Genomic DNA, 19,328 nt, shown 5'->3' with positions numbered 1-19,328 from the left:
GCCCAGGTCGCTCCCAGCGGATTCCTACGGTATTGACAGGGGGCGCTGATATCCCTGTGCGGTGCATCCCGACAACCGCGGTTCCGTCGCGCTGAGCGACCCACCGGCCGACCGGCCGACCCGGGTCCTGGTGGTCGACGACGAGCCCAACATCTCCGCGCTGCTCTCCGCCACGCTGCGGCTGGTCGCCTTCGACGTGCGGGTGGCCGAGTCGGGCCACGGCGCGCTGGTCGCGGTCGAGGACTTCGAGCCCGACCTGGTGGTGCTCGACGTGATGCTGCCGGACCTGGACGGCTTCGCCGTGGCCCGGCGGCTGCGCGCGTCCGGGCGCTCGACGCCGGTGCTGTTCCTGACCGCCCGCGACGCGGTCGAGGACCGGGTCGCCGGGCTCACCGCCGGCGCCGACGACTACGTCGCCAAGCCGTTCAGCCTCGAGGAGGTGGTGCTGCGGATCCGGGCGATCCTGCGGCGCAGCCGGCCCGAGCTGACGCCGGACGACGCCGGGGTGCTGCGCTACGCCGACCTCGAGCTCGACGAGGACGCCCACGAGGTGCGCCGGGCCGGCCGGCTGGTCGAGCTGTCGCCCACCGAGTTCAACCTGCTCAAGTACCTGCTGGTGAACGCGGGCCGGGTGGTCAGCAAGGCGCAGATCCTGGACCGGGTCTGGAAGTACGACTTCGGCGGCGACGGGCGCATCGTCGAGTCCTACGTGTACTACCTGCGCCGCAAGATCGACAAGGCCGGCCCGCCGCTGATCCACACCGTGCGCGGCGTCGGCTACGCGCTGCGGCTGCCCCGCGGCGGCGAGGAGTGAGCCGGCCGTGAGGGCCCGGCCCCGCTGGCGTCCCCGTCGGTGGGGCCACTGGACCCTGCGCTCGCGGCTGGTGCTGGTCGTCGGCGCGCTGGCCGCGCTCGCGCTGGTCGTGGCCGACGCCGCCGGGCTGCTGCTGATCCGCGGCTACCTGCGGGACCGGATCGACGAACAGCTCACCGGCATGTCCCGCCCGTTCGCCGGCGCCCAGCGGGCCGCGCTGCCCCCGCCCGGCGGCGCCGTGACCCGCAACCGGCAGCTGCGCCTCGGCGCCGACCAGGTGGTCTACGTCTACACCGCCACCGGCACGCTGGCGTCCGACCGCAGCTCCACCGCCGAGGCCGGCCGGCCCCCGGTGGCGCCGCTGACCACCGTGCTGGCGCACGCCAGCACGGGCCGGCCGTACACCGTGGCCGCCGCGGACGACAGCGCGGACTGGCGGCTGCTCGCGGCGGCGACGCCCGGGACCGGCGGCGCGGTGGTCATCGGCTCGTCGCTGGTCGAGGTCGAGCAGACCGGCGAGCGGCTGCTGCTCATCGACGCCGGGGTGACGCTGCTGGTCCTGGCGCTGCTCGGGGCGGGCGCGGCGTTCGTGGTGCGGCTCGGGCTGCGCCCGCTGACCGCGATGGAGCGGCTGGCCACCGCGATCTCGGCCGGCAACCTCTCGGGCCGGGTGGCCGACACCGACCCGCACACCGAGCCCGGCCGGCTCGGCGGGGCGCTCAACCTGATGCTGGCCCGGCTGGAGGACGAGGTGTCCGCCCGCACGGCCTCCGAGCGGCGACTGCGGCAGTTCGTCGCGGACGCCTCGCACGAGCTGCGCACCCCGCTGACCTCGATCCGCGGCTTCGCGGAGCTCTACCGGCGCGGCGGGGCCCCGCCCGGCCCGCAGCTCGACGAGTCGATGAGCCGCATCGAGGGCGAGGCCGGCCGGATGGGGGTGCTGGTCGAGGACCTGCTGCTGCTGGCCCGGCTCGACCTGCAGCGGCCGCCGGCGCTGCGCCCGGTGGACCTGCTGGAGATCGCGGCCGACACCATCCGCGACGCGCACGCCCGGGTCCCGGACCGGCCGGTACGCCTGGCCACCCTCGACGACGACTCGGAGACCTTCGTACCGCCCATGGTGCTGGGCGACGAGCACGGGCTGCGCCAGGTGGCCACCAACCTCGTCGCCAACGCGTTGCAGCACACCGCGGCCGGGGCCCGGGTCACCGTACGGGTGGGACGGGTCGCCGGGCACCGGCCGGCGCCCGGGTCCGTGCACGCGGGGACGGTGCGCACCGGCGTACCGCTGGCGGTCCTGGAGGTCAGCGACGACGGCCCGGGCGTGCCCGCGGAGCACGCGCCGCGGGTCTTCGAACGGCTCTACCGGGCCGATTCCAGCCGCACCCGGGGCCGCGGCGGCGGCTCCGGGCTGGGGCTGTCCATCGTCGCGGCGATCGCCCACGGCCACGGCGGCTGGGTCGAGCTGGACCCGCCGTCCGGGCGCGGCGCTACCTTCCGCGTCCTGCTGCCCAGCTCCGGGGCGGATGTCCGCTGAGGTTCCGAGCTGGCTCCCAGCCAAAGCCGAAGTTCCTCCGAGCGGGTGTCGCCACAGTGTCCGTCATGCCTGCGCCCCCTCCGCGTTCCCTGCGCCGTCCCTCGGTCGCGGTCAACGCCGTCCTGGTCCTGGCGCTCGTCGCCGGCGGTCTCTGGGCGTACGGGATCGTGTCCGGACCGGACGGCGCCGCGGCCGCCGCGTCCGTGCGGTCCCTGCCCGTCCAGCAGGGCACCGTCACGGCCACCGTCACCGCCGACGGCTCGCTGGAGAGCGCCGCCTCCGCCGACGCCGGCTTCGAGACCGGGGGCACCGTCACCTCGATCGCGGTCAAGGTCGGCGACCAGGTCGCCAAGGGCCAGGTGCTCGCCCGGGTCGATCCGGGCGCGGCGAAGCGGACGCTGACCGCCGCCGAGGCCGACCTGGACGCGGCGCGGGACGCGGTGGACCGGGCCGAGGACGCCGGCTCGGACCCGTCGTCGGCGGAGAACGAGGTCACCCAGGCCGAGCTGGCCGTCACCGAGGCGCAGGCGGCGGTGGCCGGCACCACGCTCAAGGCCCCGATGGCCGGCACGGTGGTCGCGGTCAACGGCACCCTCGGCAGCTCCTCGGCGGGCTCCTCGTCCGCCACCTCGGCCTCCTCCACCTCGGCCGGCAGCGGCTTCATCGCCATCGCCGACCTGACCCGGCTCCAGGTGACCGCCGCGTTCGCCGAGGCCGACGCCACCAGGCTGAAGGAGAAGCAGGCCGCCACGGTCACCTGGAACGCGCTGGGCGGCACCCGGCAGAGCGCCCGGGTGGTCGCCGTCGACCCGCAGGCCACCACCGCCAACGACGTGGTCACCTACGGCGTGACGCTCAGCCTGGACCGGGTGCCGGCCGGCGCCCGGCCCGGCCAGACCGTCTCCGTCGCGGTGGTCACCGGCGAGGTCACCGACGCCGTGTACGTCAACGCGGCCGCGCTGACCACCGTCGGCAACCGGCACACCGTCACCGTGCTGGCCGGCGGCGTCCAGCAGGTCCGCGCCGTCGAGATCGGGCTCGAGGGCGACCAGGTCACCCAGATCACCTCCGGGCTGACACCGGGGGAGCAGGTCGTGATCACCACCACCGGCGCGACGACGGGCACCACCGGCGGCTTCCCCGGCGGCGGCCTGCCGGGCGGCTTCCCCGGCGGTGGCGCGGCGCCGGGCGGCGGCTTCCCCGGCGGCGGCACGGGCCGGGGCACCCGGTGACCCGGCCGGTGCTCGAGGTGCGCGGGCTGCGGAAGACCTACGGTACGGGGGAAGCCACCGTGCACGCCCTGCGCGGCGTCTCCCTGCTGGTCGAGCGGGGCGACTACGTGGCGGTCATGGGCTCGTCCGGCTCCGGCAAGTCCACCCTGATGAACATCCTCGGCGCGCTGGACGGGCCCGGCTCGGGGACGTACCTGCTGGACGGCGTCGACGTCAGCCGGCTCGCCGACCGCCAGCTGGCCCTGGCCCGCAACCGGCTCATCGGGTTCATCTTCCAGGCGTTCAACCTGATCCCGCGCACCTCGGCGCTGGCCAACGTGGAGCTGCCGCTGGCCTACGCCGGGGTCCGGCCGCGGCAGCGGCGCGAACGGGCGATGGCCGCGCTCGCCCTCGTCGGGCTGGCCGACCGGGCCCGGCACGAGCCCAACCAGCTCTCCGGCGGCCAGCAGCAGCGGGTCGCGGTGGCCCGGGCGCTGGTCACCGAGCCGGCCCTGCTGCTGGCCGACGAGCCCACCGGCAACCTGGACACCCGCTCCACCGCCGACGTGCTGGAGGTCTTCGACCAGCTCAGCGCGGCCGGCCGGACGATCGTGCTGATCACCCACGAGCCCGAGGTGGGCGACCGCGCCAAGCGGCTGATCCGGCTGGTGGACGGCCGGATCGTGACCGACGTCCGCCAGTCGCCGCTGGACCGGGTCCCGGTCGGCGCCCGGCCGGGACGGCCTGGCCGATGAGCTTCGCCGAGGTGCTCCGGTTCGCGCTGCGCGGGCTGGCGGCCAACAAGCTGCGCTCGGCGCTGACCATGCTCGGCATCCTGATCGGCGTCGCCGCCGTGATCCTGCTCGTCGCGGTCGGCAACGGCTCCGCGCAGGCGATCAACGAGCGGATCGAGGCGCTGGGCACCAACACCGTCACGGTGATGAGCGCCGGCCGGGGCGGCTCCACCGGCCCGGCCCTGACCGAGCCGGTCGCCGACGCGCTGGCCGACCCGCAGCTCGCGCCGGACGTCGCCGCGGTCTCGCCGGTGGTCAGCGCGGCCGCCACGCTCACCTTCGCCGGCGCCGACCACGACGTCAACCAGTTCGTCGGCACCACGGCGAGCTGGTTCGCCTCGTCCAACACCCCGGTCGGCAGCGGGTCGGCCTTCACCGCCGACGACGAGGCGCAGGGCCGCCGCGTCGTGGTGCTGGGCCGTACCGTGGCCGAGGAGCTGTTCCCCCGCGCCGACCCGGTGGGTCAGCAGGTCACCGTCGGCGGGGCGCTGTTCACCGTGACCGGCGTGCTGGCCCCGAAGAGCTCGACCGGCTTCCAGGACGGCAACGACACCGCGGTCGCCCCGCTGGCCGCGGTGCGCCAGGTGGTCACCGGCTACGGCGCGCTGACCTCGATCCTGGTGCGGGCGAAGAGCCCGGACCGGGTGGACGCCGTGCAGGCGCAGGTGGCGACGATCCTGAACCAGCGGCTCGCGGTCGCGGCCGGGGCCACCGCGCCGTACCGGATCCAGAACGCCTCGCAGCTGCTGGCCACCCAGACCGAGACCGCGGACACCTTCACCACCCTGCTCGGCGCGGTCGCCGCGATCAGCCTGCTGGTCGGCGGGATCGGCATCACCAACATCATGCTGGTGACGGTCACCGAGCGGACCCGGGAGATCGGCATCCGCAAGGCCCTGGGCGCGCCCCGCCGGGTGATCCTGACCCAGTTCCTGATCGAGGCCACGCTGCTGAGCGTGCTCGGCGGCGCGCTGGGCGTCGCCGCCGCGCTGGCCGGCAGCAGCTTCTCCATCGTCGGGGTGCAGCCGGTGATCGTGCCCAGCTCGGTCGGGCTCGCCCTGGGCGTGTCCATCGCGATCGGGTTGTTCTTCGGCGGCCTGCCCGCCGCCCGCGCGGCCCGGCTGCGCCCCATCGACGCGTTGCGCTACGAGTGAGGACGGCAGTGACCCCTTCTTCCGACGACACCGCCGTCCTGAGCGCGGTCCCCGCCGCTGCCGAGCCGGACGACGACCGGGACGACACCCTCGCCGGCGAGCTCGCCCGGGCCGCCCCCCGGCGCTGGTGGAACCGCGGCACGCTCGGGCTGGGCGCGGCGGCGCTGCTGCTGGCCGGCTTCCTCGGCGGTCTGCAGGTGCAGCAGCACTACGGCCCGAGCGCCACCGCGGCGACCGGCCGCGCCGGCGCCGGGGCCCGGACCGGTGCGGGCGCCGGCGGCTTCCCCGCCGGCGCCTTCGGCGGCGGCGCGGCCCCCACCGCGGCCCCCACCGCGGCCCCCACCGCGGCGGCCACCGCCGCCACCGCCGCGCCGACCACCGGCACGGTCAAGCTGATCAACGGCACCACCATCTACGTGGAGACCGCCGACGGCACGGTGGTGACCGTCCGGACCAGCGGGCGGACGACCGTGCGGGCGGCCACCGCGGCCGAGCTCAAGGACGTCAAGGCCGGCGACACGGTCAGCGTCCAGGGCGCCGCGGACGGCGAGGGCACGGTCACCGCGACGACGGTGACCAGGAGCAGAGGCTGAGGCCGCCCGGCGCTGTGATGTCATGGCGGGGTGAGCCGCGCCGTGGAACAGAGCAACCGCCGGATGCTGCGGGCCCGGGACGCCATGGACCGCGCGTACGCCCAGCCGCTGGACGTGGCCGCCGTGGCCCGGATCGCGCACGTCTCGCCGGCCCACTTCACCCGCACCTTCCGGGCCACCTTCGGCGAGACCCCGCACCGCTACCTGCAGCGCCGCCGGATCGAACGGGCGATGTTCCTGCTGCGCGAGACCGGGCAGAGCGTGACGGACATCTGCTACGGGGTCGGCTTCGGCAGCCCGGGGACGTTCAGCCGCACCTTCCGCGACGTCGTCGGCCGGTCGCCGCGGGAGTACCGGGCCCGGACCAAGGCCAACGGGGTCGTGCCGACCTGTTACACGATGGCCTGGACCCGGCCCGGCTGAGCAGTTTCGGAGAAGTATCCGCCGGCCCGGAGCCGTAGCGTGACACCCATGTTCACCGCGATCACGCACTCCCAGATCTACGTCCTGGACCAGGACGAGGCCCTCGACTTCTACGTCGGCAAGCTCGGCCTGGAGGTCAGCGCCGACGTCGACCTCGGCTTCATGCGATGGCTGACCGTCTGCGTCCCCGGCCGGCCCGACCGGCACGTCCTGCTGGAGAAGCCGGGCGGCCCCTCGATGTCCGAGGAGACCGCCCGGCAGGTCCGCGAGCTGATCACGAAGGGGGCGATGGGCGGGCACCTCATCTTCAGCACCGACGACTGCCGCAAGACCTACGAGACGCTGCGGGAGCGGGGTGTCGAGTTCACCGAGGAGCCGACCGAGCGCCCGTACGGCATCGACTGCGGCCTGCGCGACCCGTTCGGCAACCCCGTCCGGTTCACCCAGCCGCAGGCCTGAACGCCTGCCGCGGCCAGGCCGCCCACGCAGGCGTTGCCGGCGATGAAGTACGCCGCGTGGCCCCACCCGGCGTCGGACGGCAGCCGCGAGTTCGGCAGCAGCCGGGACGCCGCCGAGCGTGCGGCGGGCGCCGTCGGCGCTGCCGATCCGGGTGGTGCGGGCAGCCGGCCCAGCGAGAGGGCGACCTCGACGCCGTGCGGCCGGTCGTAGTCCAGCGGCGCCGGCACGGGTGACTGACTACCGCGCCGCCGGCCGGACCGTGAGGATCTGCTCGGCGCGGCCCACCGGCCCGTCCAGGTCGTGCAGCGTGGTCGAGGTCAGGCCGTGCCCCCGCGCGCCGAAGACCACAGTGGTGTCCAGGCCGGTCCACGGTCCGCGCGGCTGCCGGTGCAGGTGGATCGTCAGGTCCAGGTTCGGGAACAGCCACTCCTTGGGCGACTCGCGGATCGCGATGCCGTTGGCCGTGTCGACCAGCGCCAGGTAGCGGGCGAGGTTGCTGACCGGCTCGCCGGCCACCAGGTCGAGCGGGGTGGAGACCCAGGCGGTGGTGCGGCCCGGGCCGACCGTGCCGATCGGGCGGACGTCGAGGGTGGTGATGAACTCGCCGGGCCACGCGTCGGACATCGCCCAGCCGGTCGCCGTCTCCGGGTGGGGCAGCGCCGGCCCCTGGCCGCCCGTGACGGCCGCCGTGTCGTGCTCGGCCAGCCGCCAGACCCGGGCCCGGACCGCGGGCCGGCCGCGGGCGATCACCACGGCCTCCACCAGCTCGATGGTGCGTCCCGGCCGCACGGTCTCGACCCGGATCTCGAACTCCTCGAGCTTGAGCACCCCGAGGATGTCCATGCTCACCCGGGCGACCACCATGCCGTCGGCGCCGCGCGCGGCCGCGAACTGCTCGACGGCGTGCACGATCAGGCCGGTCATCGGGCTGATGTGCTGCTCGTCGACGGCCCAGGCGCCGCCGGTCGCGGCGGTGGGCCGGAACCGGCCCGCGCCGGCCCGCTCGAAGTAGCTGATCATCCCTCGACCCTACGGGCCGCCGGATCCGCCGTTTCCGGCGGCCGGGCGGCGCCGGGGCGGGAATTCCGCCGGTGGCGGGCGGGCCGCGCCGCAAGAAGTGACACATGCGCAACCATTGATGTGTGGTCACCGAGTTCCTAGGCTGAGGGACGCCTGATCCGGTCTAGGTGGGGAGTCGGCCTGGATACCCGCGTGCAGACGGGCACGCCCACGCTGTTCGGCCGGGCGGCGCTGTTGGACGCCGTGGCGGCGCGGCTGGGCGCCGGCGGCGGGGTGGCGCTGCACGGCCCGGAGGGCATCGGCAAGACGGCGCTCCTGGACGCCGTCGCCGCGGCGGCCCGGGCGCGCGGCGAGCTGGTGGTCCGGCTGCGGCCCGCGCCGGGGGAGCGCCGCCTGCCGTACGCGGGCGTCGCCGACCTCGTGGCCCAGCTGCCGCCGGGGGCCCTGGCCGCCCTGCCGCCCGCCCACCGCACCGCGCTGGCCGTCCTGCGCCGGGGCACGGCGCCCCGCGCGGGCACCCCGGCCCTGGCCCGCCGGCTGGTACTGCCCGGCCTGCTGGCGCACTGCGCCCGGGCCCGGTCCGTGCTGCTGGTGATCGACGACGTGCAGTGGCTGGACGCCGAGTCGGCCGAGCTGATCGGTTTCGCCATGCGCCGCCGGCCGGGCCCGCGGGTACGGGTGGTCGCCGCCCAGCGGTTCCCCGACCCCGCGGGCCGGCACCGGGCCGCCCGGTTGTGTCCCGCCCCGGTCGCCGACCTGCTGGTGCCGCCGCTGGCCGCCGACGACCTCACCGCGCTGCTCGAGGCCCACGGGCTGCCCTGCCGCACGGCCAGCCGGCTGCACCAGGCCAGCGGCGGCAACCCGTTCCTGGCCCTGACCCTGGGCGGCGCGGCCGGCGCCGGCCCCGCCTGGCGGCCGGCGCCGCTGCCCGAGCCGGCCCGGGCCATGCTGCGCCGGCGCATCGACGCCCTGCCCGCGCCCGTGGCGGGCACGCTGCTGGTGGCCGCGCTGGCCACCGAGCCGACCGTCACGACGCTGATCCGGGCCGGTCACGAGGACGCCGGCCGGGACCTGCGGGCCGCCGCCGCGGCCGGGCTGATCGAGCTGCACGGCGAGAGCATCCGCTTCGTCCCGCCCGCGCTGGCCACGGTCCTGGCCGAGGACGCGGGCGCGGCCCGGCGCGCGGGGGTGCACGACGCGCTGGCCAACGCCGCGCTCGACGAGACCGACAACGTCCGGCACCGCGCGTTGCGCAGCGGCCGGCCCGACGCCGACGTGGCCACCGACCTGGTCGCCGCGGCCGAGCGGGCGCTGGGCCGCGGCGACGGGCGCACGGCCGCCGAGCTGTACCTGCTGGCCGCGGACCGCTGCCCGCGCAGCCTGGCCGCGGCGCGGTTCGACTGGCTGGTGGCCGCGGCCGGCACCGCGCTGACCGTGGGCGCGCCCACCACCGCCGGGCGCGCGGCCGAGGCCGTGCTGGCCGCCGCCGACGCGCCGGCCCGGCACCGGGTGACCGCCCGGCTCGTGCTGATCGACCTGGCCGGGCAGGCGCTGGCCGACATGGGGGAGACCTTCGCCGCCGCGCTGCAGGAGGCCGGCGACGACGTCACCCTGATCGCCCCGGTGCGGCTGCGGCTCACCTGGGCCGCCATGCTGGCCGGCGACCCGGCCACGGCGGCCGACTGGGCGGTGGGCGCGGCCGCGGCGGCGCAGAGCGCCGGCGACCCGGCCACCGAGGCGATGGCGCTCAGCGCGCTGGCCCAGATCCAGCGGGTCCGCGGCGAGCCGCGCTGGGCGCGGACCCTCGAGCGGTCGCTGGCCCTGCCGGCCCCGCTGGCGCCCGGCTGGCTGCACATGGGCCCGCGCTACCTCGCCGCCCGGTTCGCCATGGTCGACGACCGCCTCGACGAGGCCCGCGCCGAGCTGCTGCGGCTGCTCGCCCTGGCCGACCAGGACCGCACCGGCGAGGCATTGGTCGAGGTGCTGCGCAGCCTGTCGGAGGTGGCGAGCCGGGCCGGGCGGTGCCGCGACGCCCTGCGGTACGCCCACCGCGCTGTCGCCGCCGCCCAACAGGCCGGCCTGAGCCCCGGGCCCACCTGGTACACGGCCGCGGTCGCCGAGCTCACCGGCGGCAGCCTCGCCGCGGCCGCCGGGTACGCCCGCCGCGGCGTGCGGGCCTCCGAGCAGGAGGGCGACCGCCTCTACCTGCGCCGCAACCTGCATGCCCTGGGCCTGGCCGAGCTGCGGGCCGGCGAGACGCGCCCCGGGGTGGCGGCGCTGCGCCGGCTGCGGGAGCTGGAGGGCGGCGCCACCGATCCGATGATCGTGCGGTGGCGCGGGGACCTGGCCGGCGGCCTGGCGGCCCTCGGCGAGCACGCCGCCGCGGAGCTGATGCTGGCCGAGGCGCGCGCGGCGGCCGCGCCGCTGGGTGAGCATCCGGGCGTCGCCGGCTACCTGGACCGGGCCACCGCCGTGGTGCTCTCCGAGAGCGGCCGGGCCGACGCGGCGGTGCGGCTCTCCGCGGCGGCCGCCCGGCACTTCGCCGAGCTGCGCCAGCCGATCGAGCAGGCCCACGCGCTGCTGGTGCAGGGCAGCGCCGAGCGGCGCCGCCGCCGGTACGCGGCCGCCCGGGGGGCCATCGGCGCGGCGCTGGCGCTGTTCCTGGCGGCCGACGCGAAGCCGTGGACCGAGCAGACCGAGCGGGCGCTGGCGCGCACCGAGGGTGGTTCGACGCAGCCCGCCGACCTCGGGCTGACCTCGACCGAGGCCCGCATCGCCGGCCTGGTGCGCGACGGCGCGAGCAACCGGGAGATCGCCAACCAGCTGTACCTGAGCGTCAAGACGGTCGAGGCCACCCTCACCCGGGTCTACCGCAAGCTCGGCGTGCGCTCGCGCACCCAGCTGTCGTCCCGGCTGCCCGCGGCCGGCCCGGCGCCGACAAGGGTTTTCCCTGATTCGGTGACGGTCGTCGATGCATAGCGTCACTGCTCAGTCAGCCTGGTGCCTCCCGACCCCGGGACTCCGCGCCCAGGCCTCGCCCTGACCGGGTCGAGAGAAGGAGTACGAGCGTGGGACGTCGGAAACTCATCACAGCCTCGGTGGCCCTGGCCACCGGCGCGGCGCTCGCCCTGGCGGCGACGCCGGCCACCGCGAGCCCGCGGCAGGCGCCCAGCCCCAGCCCCGCCCCTGCGGCTCTCGCGGCGTCCGCCGCGGACAGCCTCGTCGCCCAGCCCGGCCAGGCCCGGGTGCTGCGGCGCTCCGCCGGTGACACCCTCAAGCGCACCGGCGTCGTGCAGGGCACGCGTGGCCTGCAGTACGTGACGTACGCCCGCACCTTCAAGGGCCTGGCCGTGGTCGGCGGCGACGTCGTCGTCACCACGGACGCGGCCGGCACGGTCAAGGACACCGCGGTCGCCGAGACCGCCGCCATCTCGGTCGGCACCACCCCGAAGATCACCGCGGCGCAGGCGGCGGCCACCGCGCGCCGGCGACTGGCCACGGTGGACAGCGCCGGCGTGCCGACCTTGAAGGTGCTGGCCGGGGACAGCCCGAAGCTGGTCTACGAGGCCGTCGTCGAGGGGCGCACCGCCGAGCAGAAGCCCAGCAACCTGCACATCTTCGTCGACGCCGCGACCGGCGTGGTCGTCGACCAGGTGGACTACGTGCGGGAAGGCACCGGCAACGGCTACTACTACGGCAACGTCACGATCAGCACGTCGGGCTCCGGCTCGTCGTACTCGATGACCGACACCACCCGGCCCGGGCTGCGCTGCGGCGGGCAGGGCGGCACCGCGTACACCGGCACCGACGACGCCTGGGGCAACGGCTCGGGCACCAACCTGGAGACCGCCTGCGTCGACGCCCTGTGGGGCGCGCAGCGCGAGGTCGACATGTTCTCGTCGTGGTTCAACCGCAACGGCATCCTGGGCAACGGCAACACCCCGCCGATCCGGGTCGGGCTGGCCGACGTGAACGCGTACTGGAACGGCTCGTACGTCAACTTCGGCCACAACCAGGCGAACACCCGCCAGGCCACCCCGATCGACGTGGTCGGCCACGAGCTCGGCCACGCCGTCTTCCAGACCACGCCGGGCGGCGCCGGCAGCGGCAACGAGAACGGCGGCATCAACGAGTCCACCGGCGACATCTTCGGCGCGCTGACCGAGGCGTACGCCAACAGCCCGCTGGACCCGCCGGACTACTCGGTGGGCGAGGAGGTCGACCTGGTCGGCCAGGGCCCGATCCGGTACATGTACAACCCGTCGCTGGCCGGCGACCCGAACTGCTACTCCTCGTCGATCCCGTCGACCGAGGTGCACGCCGCGGCCGGCCCGCTGAACCACTGGTTCTACCTGACCGCCGAGGGCTCGAACCCGACCAACGGCCAGCCCGCCAGCCCCACCTGCAACTCCAGCACGGTCACCGGGCTGGGCATCCGCAAGGCCGGCGAGATCTACTACAACGCGATGCAGTCGAAGACCTCGACGTGGAAGCACTCCGGCGTGCGGACCGCGACGCTGGCCGCCGCGAAGAACCTGTACGCCCCGAGCTGCGCCGAGTTCAACGCCGTCAAGGCGGCCTGGGCCGCGGTCAGCGTCCCGGCGGTCAGCGGCGAGGCGACCTGCACCGGCGGCACGCCCACCAACGACTTCTCGGTGTCGGCGTCGCCCGCCTCGGGCAGCGTCGCGGCGGGCTCGTCGGCCACCACGACCGTCAGCACCGCGACCACCTCCGGCTCGGCGCAGACCGTGGCGCTGTCCGCCGCCGGCCTGCCGAGCGGGGCGACCGCCTCGTTCAGCCCGGCCTCGGTCACCTCCGGCTCGTCGTCGACGCTGACGATCGCCACCACGGCGGCGACGCCGTCGGGCACGTACCCCGTGACCGTCACCGGCACCGGCTCGGCGACGCACACCGCCACCTACACGCTGACCGTCACCGGCGGCACCGGCGGCAGCTGCGCCGGCACCAACGGCACGGACGTGTCCATCCCGGACGCCGGCACGGCCGTCAGCAGCACGATCTCGATCACGGGCTGCGCCCGCAACGCGTCGTCGACCTCGACCGTGGCGGTGAACATCGTGCACACCTACCGCGGTGACCTGGTCGTCGACCTGGTGGCCCCGGACGGCACCGCGTACCGGCTGAAGAACAGCAGCGGCTCGGACAGCGCGGACAACGTGGCCACGACGTACACGGCGAACCTCTCCTCGGAGGCCGCCGACGGCGCCTGGAAGCTCCAGGTCCGCGACGTGTACAGCGCGGACACCGGCTACCTCAACACCTGGACCCTGACGCTCTGACCGGTCCGCCCACTCCGGAGGCCCGCGGCGCTCGCCGCGGGCCTTCGCTGTGTCCGGGAACACGGGCGCCCGGCGCGATCGTCTGACCAGGACCGCGGCGACGGAGAGTGACGTGGGCTACAGCGATCCGGTGGCCGTGGTCACTTCTGGAGCGAAGCTTTTACCTGGTCGATTTGGTGTGGAAGCCTTTGGGCCGGATGGTTGTAGCAGGAAGCGACGAGGCTTTCGCCGTCACTCATCGTGAGGAGAAGGATCATGCCCATCAAGACCAAGCTGCGCGACGTCCGCGTGAACCTGGCGAACCGTCGCACCGAGCGGAACGCCCGGCGCCGGCTCGGCGCCGAGCTCGCGGCGTTCCGGACCCCGGCCGAGCGCGCCGAGCTCGACCTGATCCTGGGCCGGCACACGCTCCAGGAGACGCGGGAGATCCGCGAGATCCTCAACCAGCAGGACCACGAGCGGCAGCGCGCCGGCAGTGGCATCGGCGGCTTCCGCGCCTGACGCCCCGCCGCGCCCGTGCCGCACCCGGACGCGAACGGCCCCGGCACTGTCGCCGGGGCCGTTTCGTCGTCGGGTCAGTCCTCCGCGGGCACGTCCTCGCGGGCGCGCAGGCTGCCGGCGTGCGCCACCGTGTCGGGATCCTTGCGGACCTTGATCAGGCTGGCCACCGTGGTGACGATCAGGACCACGACGATGACCCCCAGCGAGACCGGCGTGCTGACCTCGGGCACCCCCGTGCTGATGTCCTTGTGCGCCCAGTGCAGCACCAGCTTGACGCCGATGAAGGCCAGGATGATGGACAGCCCGGTGGAGAGGTAGACCAGCCGGTCCAGCAGGCCCTTCACGAGGAAGAAGAGCGCCCGCAGGCCGAGCAGGGCGAACGCGTTGGCCGCGAAGACGATGAACGCCTCCTCGGTCACGCCGAACACGGCCGGGATCGAGTCGAGCGCGAACAGCAGGTCGGCGCTGCCGATCGCGATCAGCGTGATGAACAGCGGGGTGGCGGTCCGCTTGCCGTCGATCCGGGTGAACATCCTGCCGCCGACGAAGTCCTTGGTCACCGGGAAGACCCGCTTGGCCGCGCGCACCACGGCGTTGTCGGGGTCGGGGTCCTCGTCGCGGTGCCGGAAGAGCTGCACCGCCGTGACGATGAGGATCAGCCCGAAGATCAGGAACATGAACGAGAAGAGCGACAGCAGGGTGGCGCCCAGCGCGATGAAGATGACCCGCAGCACCAGCGCGATGATGATGCCGAAGGTCAGCACCTCCTGCTGGTACTTCTCCGGGACCGCGAAGGTGCCCATGATGATCACGAAGACGAAGAGGTTGTCGACCGACAGGCTCTTCTCGACGATGTAGCCGGCGAAGTACTGGGTGCCGTAGTCCCAGCCGGCGACCGAGGCGAACACCAGCCCGAACGCGATGGCGATGGCGATGTAGAAGACGGACCAGGCGGTGGCTTCGCGGAAACCGACGGCGTGCGGGCGCAGCACGCCGAGGGCCAGGTCGAGGGCGAGCAGGGCGACGATGACCGCGATGGTCAGCGTCCAGCCGAGCGCGGTGACCTCCAGCATGGGGAAGGAACCTCCGGGCGTGGGTGGGCGGGGGTGTTGACGGAATGTACCCACAAGATTCCCTGGTCAGACTGGGAACATCCTGGGAGCCACCGGAACGGGGAGGGCTCAGGCGACCTGGAACGACCGCTTGGACAGGCCCATCCAGAAACCCTCGATCGGCTGCTCCGGGCGTTGTTCCGGGTTCCCGGACGCGCCCAGCGTCAGGAACATCGGCGCGAAGTGCTCGATGGTCGGGTGCGCGTACGGCATCCCGGGCGCCCGCTCGCGGAAGGCGGCCAGCTCGTCGACGTCGCCGCGGGCCAGCGTCTCGGCCGCCCACGCGTCGAAGTCGCGGGACCAGCCGGGCGCCGCCGCCGCGGGGCGGAAGTCGCGCAGGAACGGCAGCCCGTGCGTGGTGAAGCCGGAGCCGACGATCAGCACGCCCTCGTCGCGCAGCGGCGCCAGCCGGCGGCCGAGCTCCAGCAGCCGGCCGGGTTCGAGGGTGGGCAGCGACATCTGCAGCACCGGGACGTCGGCGTCCGGGTACATGACCGTGAGCGGCACGTACGCCCCGTGGTCGAGACCGCGGTCGGTGCGGGTGACGGTCTCGCCGTCGGGCATCAGCTTCTCGATCCGGGCGGCCAGCTCGGGCGCGCCGGGCGCGGGGTACCGCACCTCGTAGTAGTGCCGGGGGAAGCCGCCGAAGTCGTAGACCAGCGGCACCTGCTCGGTGGCGCCCAGCATCAGCGGCGCCGACTCCCAGTGCGCGGAGGCCATCAGGATCGCGGTGGGACGCGGCAGGCCGGCGGTGAGCGCCCGCAGCTGGGCGACCCAGGTCGGGTCGTCGACCAGCGGCGGGGCGCCGTGGCTGAGGAACAGGGCGGGCATGGCGCTCATGAGGGCCTCCGACTTGACGCTTCAAGTACTGGGCTCCAGCGTACGGCCATTTAGTTGAAACGTCAACTAAATGTCAGGCGGCCGGTCCAGCCGTCGAGCAGCGGCTCCGGGTCGGCGCCGAGCACGTCGGCCAGCAGCATGGCGTACACGTCGCGGAAGTCGACGGTGTGCCGCAGGTCGCCGTCGTCCAGGTCGGTCAGGCTCGGCGGCTCGCCGTACAGGCCGCCCGGGATGCCGGCGCCCAGCAGCAGGACGTTGGACGCCGTGCCGTGGTCCGTGCCGTCCGACGCGTTCGCCCGCACCCGGCGGCCGAACTCCGAGTAGACCGCCACCACCACGTCACGGCCGGCCTCGCTGCCGGCCATCCGCTCGGCGAACGCGGCCAGCGGCCGGTCCAGCTTGGTCAGCAGCGCCTCCTGCGCGGTCTTCTCGTCGGCGTGCAGATCGAAGCCCCCGAGCGAGACCGAGTACACGCGGGTGGCGGCGCCCGCCTCGACGCAGCGGGCCACCAGCGCGAGCTGCCGGTCCAGCGGGGGCGCCTGCCCGCCCGTGGCGGTCGCGCCGCCGGCGTCCTCGCCGTCCTCGTCGTCCCCCGCGCCGACCTCGGTCAGCAGTCCCTGCACCCGGACCAGGTCGGCGAAGCAGGCCGCCGCCCGCGCCTGCGCCGGCGACTCACCCGCGGCCGGGGCGCCGAAGCCGCCGAGGACCGGCGTCGTGACGCCCCGGGGCAGGGTCAGCGCGCCGCCCGGCACGGTCGCCCCCGCGCAGGTGGCGCCGGCCAGCAGCGGCGGCAGGACCGGCTCGAACGAGATCGCCAGGCGCGGGTCCCGGCCCGCCGTGTCGAGCCACCGGCCCAGCCAGCCGGTGGTGCCCGGGCGCTCGGGCGCGGCGGTCTGCCAGATGTCCATGGAACGGAAGTGGCTGCGGTCCGGCCGCGGGTAGCCGACGCCGCGGACGACGGCGAGCCGCCGGCGGCCGTACAGGTGGTGCAGGCCCTTCAGTCCGGGGTTGAGCCCGAAGCCGTCGGCCAGCGCGAGCACCTGCCCCTCGTCGTAGGCGAGGCCGGGCCGGGCCGCGGCGTAGGCCGGATCCGCGTACGGGATGACGGTGTTGAGGCCGTCGTTGCCGCCGTAGAGCGTGACCAGCACCAGGATCCGGCCGGGCTCGCGCCGGCCCGCGGTGGCCAGCACGTCGCGCAGGCCGTACGCGGTGCCGCCGGCCGCGAGCGCGCCGGCCGCGACGACGCCGCTGGCGGTCAGGAATCGGCGCCGGGTGATCGTGTCCATGCTCGTGGTCTCCTCAGTGGACGGCGTATTCGGGACTGGCCAGGCCGAGCGCGAGCAGCCGCTGGGGCGCGCCGGCCGCTGCCCGCAGCACGGCGGCGGTCCGACCGGTCCACGCGTCGACGACGAGCAGCCGGGCCAGGGCCTCGACCCGGTCGCCGGGGGCGGCGGCGGCCAGGTCCTCGACCGCCGCGCCGGCCAGGGCGGCCAGCGCCTGGCCGTAGGTGAGCCGGGCCCGGGTCGACGAGGTCGTCAGCCACGCCGGTCCGGCCGGCCAGCCCCCCACGCTCGGCGGCCGGAACGGCACCTGCCCCAGCGCGCGCAGCCCCGCCGCCGGCAGCTTCGCCGGATCCACGCCCAGTTGCCGGACCGCGCCGACCATCCACTCGACCGGCTGCTTCACCAGCTGCCCGGCGGTGGCCGCGAACGCGGGGTCGGTGGCGAGCGCGCGCAGCATCGCGCCGGCTCCGCCACGGCTCGCGGCGGCCAGCCGGGCCGTGGTGTCCGGCCCCGCCGCCGTGCCCGAGCCGTAGCGGAACCAGAGGCGCCCGGCCAGGTACGGCGCGTGCGCGGGATGCCGCACCAGCAGGTCGGCGTAGGAGTCGACGTCGAAGCGGCCGGAGCTGCCCAGCAGCGTCACCGGCGCGTCGTCGTGGCGGCGGGCGACCAGCTCGGCGCGCCCGGTCGCCCGGTCCACCTGCCAGCCGGTGAGCACGCGGGCGCCCGCCTTCACGTCCGCCTCGCCGTAGGCGCCGACGCCCAGGGTGAACAGCTCCATCAGCTCCCGGGCGAGGTTCTCGTTCGGGGCCCGGCGGGTGTTCTTCTGCCCGTCGAGCCAGAGAATCAGCGCGGGATCGCGCAGCATCGCCCGCACCAGCGGCCCGGTCGGCCCGCCGCCGTAGCGCCGCAACGTCTGCTGCTGGGTCAGCATCAGCGGCGCGGAGCGGACCTTCTGCGCCGACGTCGCCCAGTGGCCGTGCCAGAAGAACGTGAGCTTCTCGGCCGCGCCCGGCTCGGTGGCCATCCGGGTCAGCCACCAGCGGGTGGCGGCGGTCAGCTGGGCGCGGGCCGCCTGGCGCGCCTGCTGCTTCTCCGCCCGGCTCGCGCCCCGGGGCGGCGCGCCGCCGGGCGGCAGGGCGGGCAGCTCGACGGGGCGGCCGATCGGTTCGAGCACCCGGTCGAGGGTGGCGCCGGCGCCCGCGCGCTCGGCCGCGTCGACCTCGGCGGCCGTCGGCCCGAAGGTCAGCCTGCGCAGGAGATGGGACACCGTGGTCCGGTCGGTCATGTCGGCGAGGCTAGGCCCGCCGGGTAAGCGTTCGGTAAGGATGGCGTTCGGTGTGCGTTCGCGCCGGCCGCAGATGAAGACGATGTTAACTTTCTCGATCTCGTTCCCGGTATCTCCGCAGCTCAGGGGCCTCACACAGGATGCATTTCGGATCCGGCCACTCTGGACATTGCGCGGCGCGCGGGCCGCTGGCAAGCTACGCGGTGTTGCCCGGACGCCGCTGACCGTAACCGGTCGTGGCGCCGCCGCCTGCCTCGGTCAGCAAGCCCTCACCGCCCGTCATCGTGGCCCGCGGTCGCTCGGCCGTGTCCGCGTACGAGGGGAAGGAGACCACCGAGTGGCGACCACCCAGCTGCCGCTCGCCGACGACCTGTATCTCGCGGCCCACGACTCCGCCCGCGGGCGCTGCCTGCTCACCCCGGCCACCCTCGGTCTCGGCCTGGCCGCCGCGCTGCTCGGCGAGCTGGTCTTCTGGCGCCGGCTGGAGCTGGCCGACAACCAGATCACCCTGCTCGACGACCGGCCCACCCCCGAGCCGGCCACCTCGGCCGTGCTGGAGCAGCTGCTGCGCGAGAGCCACCACCGCCAGATCCGCGACTGGATCGCCTTCCTGGCCACCGGGGTGGCGACCGAGCTCGTGGAGCGCCGCCTCGCCCGCATCGGCCTGGTCCGCCGGGAGGAGAAACGCGGCCTGCTCGGCACCAAAGTGCGGTTCGTGCCCACCGACCCGGCCCTGGCCGCCTGGCCCGGCACCCGGATCCGCATCGCGGCGACCCGCGGCGAGCTGCTGGACGGCCCCGATCTCGTGCTGACCGGGCTGGTGCTGGCCACCGGCCTCGACCAGCACGTGCTCGTCACGCTCGAAGCCCGCGAGCGCGACCACCTGTTCGACCAGCTGCGCCGGCGGCTGCCGGCCCCGCTGCACCATCTCGTCGGCCACGCAGAGGCCGCCGTCGGCGACGCCGTCATGGCCCGCCGCGCCTGACCCCCTGTCCCGTTGGG

17 protein-coding genes are annotated in these 19,328 nt (G+C 75.2%); 12 read left to right on the top strand and 5 right to left on the bottom strand.

Annotation, left to right across the window (positions count from 1 at the left end; genetic code table 11):
• The first annotated feature begins 61 nt into the window (after nt 1-61).
• From Ani05nite_RS11925 to Ani05nite_RS11890, 8 genes are all read left to right on the top strand, one after another.
• Nucleotides 62-814, top strand: a complete 753-nt coding sequence (locus Ani05nite_RS11925) for a response regulator transcription factor (protein ID WP_377880423.1) — start codon at nt 62-64, stop codon at nt 812-814.
• A 7-nt stretch (nt 815-821) separates the two neighbouring features.
• A complete protein-coding gene (locus Ani05nite_RS11920) occupies nt 822-2,351 on the top strand; it encodes a sensor histidine kinase (RefSeq protein WP_203767897.1) in 1,530 nt (509 codons plus the stop codon).
• A gap of 65 nt (nt 2,352-2,416) precedes the next feature.
• The gene (locus Ani05nite_RS11915) at nt 2,417-3,583 is read left to right on the top strand and encodes an efflux RND transporter periplasmic adaptor subunit (RefSeq protein WP_203767896.1); all 1,167 of its coding nucleotides are present in this window, start codon (nt 2,417-2,419) and stop codon (nt 3,581-3,583) included.
• A complete protein-coding gene (locus Ani05nite_RS11910; protein ID WP_203767895.1) occupies nt 3,580-4,317 on the top strand; it encodes an ABC transporter ATP-binding protein in 738 nt (245 codons plus the stop codon). Before Ani05nite_RS11915 ends, Ani05nite_RS11910 begins: the two co-directional genes overlap by 4 nt.
• On the top strand, nt 4,314-5,510 hold the full coding sequence (locus tag Ani05nite_RS11905) for an ABC transporter permease (RefSeq protein WP_203767894.1): 1,197 nt from the start codon (nt 4,314-4,316) through the stop codon (nt 5,508-5,510). The genes Ani05nite_RS11910 and Ani05nite_RS11905 overlap by 4 nt, the downstream gene beginning before the upstream one ends.
• Nucleotides 5,511-5,518: 8 nt before the next feature.
• Nucleotides 5,519-6,103: a hypothetical protein gene (locus Ani05nite_RS11900; protein ID WP_203767893.1), complete on the top strand. Its 585-nt coding sequence runs from the start codon at nt 5,519-5,521 to the stop codon at nt 6,101-6,103.
• Nucleotides 6,104-6,133: 30 nt separating this feature from the next.
• On the top strand, nt 6,134-6,526 hold the full coding sequence (locus Ani05nite_RS11895) for a helix-turn-helix domain-containing protein (RefSeq protein ID WP_203767891.1): 393 nt from the start codon (nt 6,134-6,136) through the stop codon (nt 6,524-6,526).
• Nucleotides 6,527-6,574: 48 nt separating this feature from the next.
• Nucleotides 6,575-6,985, top strand: coding sequence for a VOC family protein (locus Ani05nite_RS11890; protein WP_203767890.1), 411 nt, complete (start codon nt 6,575-6,577; stop codon nt 6,983-6,985).
• A gap of 237 nt (nt 6,986-7,222) precedes the next feature.
• Here the strand turns inward: Ani05nite_RS11890 and Ani05nite_RS11885 are convergent, their stop codons facing one another.
• Nucleotides 7,223-8,005 (bottom strand): thioesterase family protein, encoded by a 783-nt coding sequence (locus tag Ani05nite_RS11885; RefSeq protein WP_203767889.1) that lies wholly within the window; start codon nt 8,003-8,005, stop codon nt 7,223-7,225.
• A 192-nt stretch (nt 8,006-8,197) separates the two neighbouring features.
• Here Ani05nite_RS11885 and Ani05nite_RS11880 point away from each other — a divergent pair, with 192 nt between their 5' ends.
• The 3 genes from Ani05nite_RS11880 to Ani05nite_RS11870 all read left to right on the top strand — a co-directional run bounded on the left by Ani05nite_RS11880 (nt 8,198) and on the right by Ani05nite_RS11870 (nt 13,806).
• Entirely contained in the window at nt 8,198-10,984 is a 2,787-nt protein-coding gene (locus tag Ani05nite_RS11880; protein ID WP_203767888.1) for a helix-turn-helix transcriptional regulator, read from the top strand.
• An 89-nt stretch (nt 10,985-11,073) separates the two neighbouring features.
• Nucleotides 11,074-13,305 (top strand): M4 family metallopeptidase, encoded by a 2,232-nt coding sequence (locus Ani05nite_RS11875; protein ID WP_203767887.1) that lies wholly within the window; start codon nt 11,074-11,076, stop codon nt 13,303-13,305.
• Nucleotides 13,306-13,560: 255 nt separating this feature from the next.
• Complete coding sequence (locus Ani05nite_RS11870) at nt 13,561-13,806, top strand: hypothetical protein (RefSeq protein WP_203767886.1); 246 nt, start codon at nt 13,561-13,563, stop codon at nt 13,804-13,806.
• A 74-nt stretch (nt 13,807-13,880) separates the two neighbouring features.
• Here the strand turns inward: Ani05nite_RS11870 and Ani05nite_RS11865 are convergent, their stop codons facing one another.
• The 4 genes from Ani05nite_RS11865 to Ani05nite_RS11850 form a co-directional block, all read right to left on the bottom strand.
• Nucleotides 13,881-14,879, bottom strand: coding sequence for a TerC/Alx family metal homeostasis membrane protein (locus Ani05nite_RS11865; protein ID WP_203767885.1), 999 nt, complete (start codon nt 14,877-14,879; stop codon nt 13,881-13,883).
• A 108-nt stretch (nt 14,880-14,987) separates the two neighbouring features.
• Nucleotides 14,988-15,758 carry a dioxygenase family protein gene (locus Ani05nite_RS11860; RefSeq protein ID WP_239129712.1) on the bottom strand — a complete coding sequence of 257 codons (771 nt, stop codon included), beginning with the start codon at nt 15,756-15,758 and terminating at the stop codon, nt 14,988-14,990.
• Nucleotides 15,759-15,820: 62 nt separating this feature from the next.
• On the bottom strand, nt 15,821-17,044 hold the full coding sequence (locus Ani05nite_RS11855) for a DUF1501 domain-containing protein (protein WP_203767883.1): 1,224 nt from the start codon (nt 17,042-17,044) through the stop codon (nt 15,821-15,823).
• A 13-nt stretch (nt 17,045-17,057) separates the two neighbouring features.
• A complete protein-coding gene (locus Ani05nite_RS11850) occupies nt 17,058-18,326 on the bottom strand; it encodes a DUF1800 domain-containing protein (RefSeq protein ID WP_203767882.1) in 1,269 nt (422 codons plus the stop codon).
• Nucleotides 18,327-18,663: 337 nt separating this feature from the next.
• Here Ani05nite_RS11850 and Ani05nite_RS11845 point away from each other — a divergent pair, with 337 nt between their 5' ends.
• Nucleotides 18,664-19,311: a GOLPH3/VPS74 family protein gene (locus Ani05nite_RS11845; RefSeq protein ID WP_239129710.1), complete on the top strand. Its 648-nt coding sequence runs from the start codon at nt 18,664-18,666 to the stop codon at nt 19,309-19,311.
• Nucleotides 19,312-19,328 lie beyond the last annotated feature (17 nt).

This window comes from Actinoplanes nipponensis (genome assembly GCF_016862275.1).
Classification (GTDB): domain Bacteria; phylum Actinomycetota; class Actinomycetes; order Mycobacteriales; family Micromonosporaceae; genus Actinoplanes; species Actinoplanes nipponensis.
This window is presented reverse-complemented; position numbering and strand designations above follow the sequence as displayed.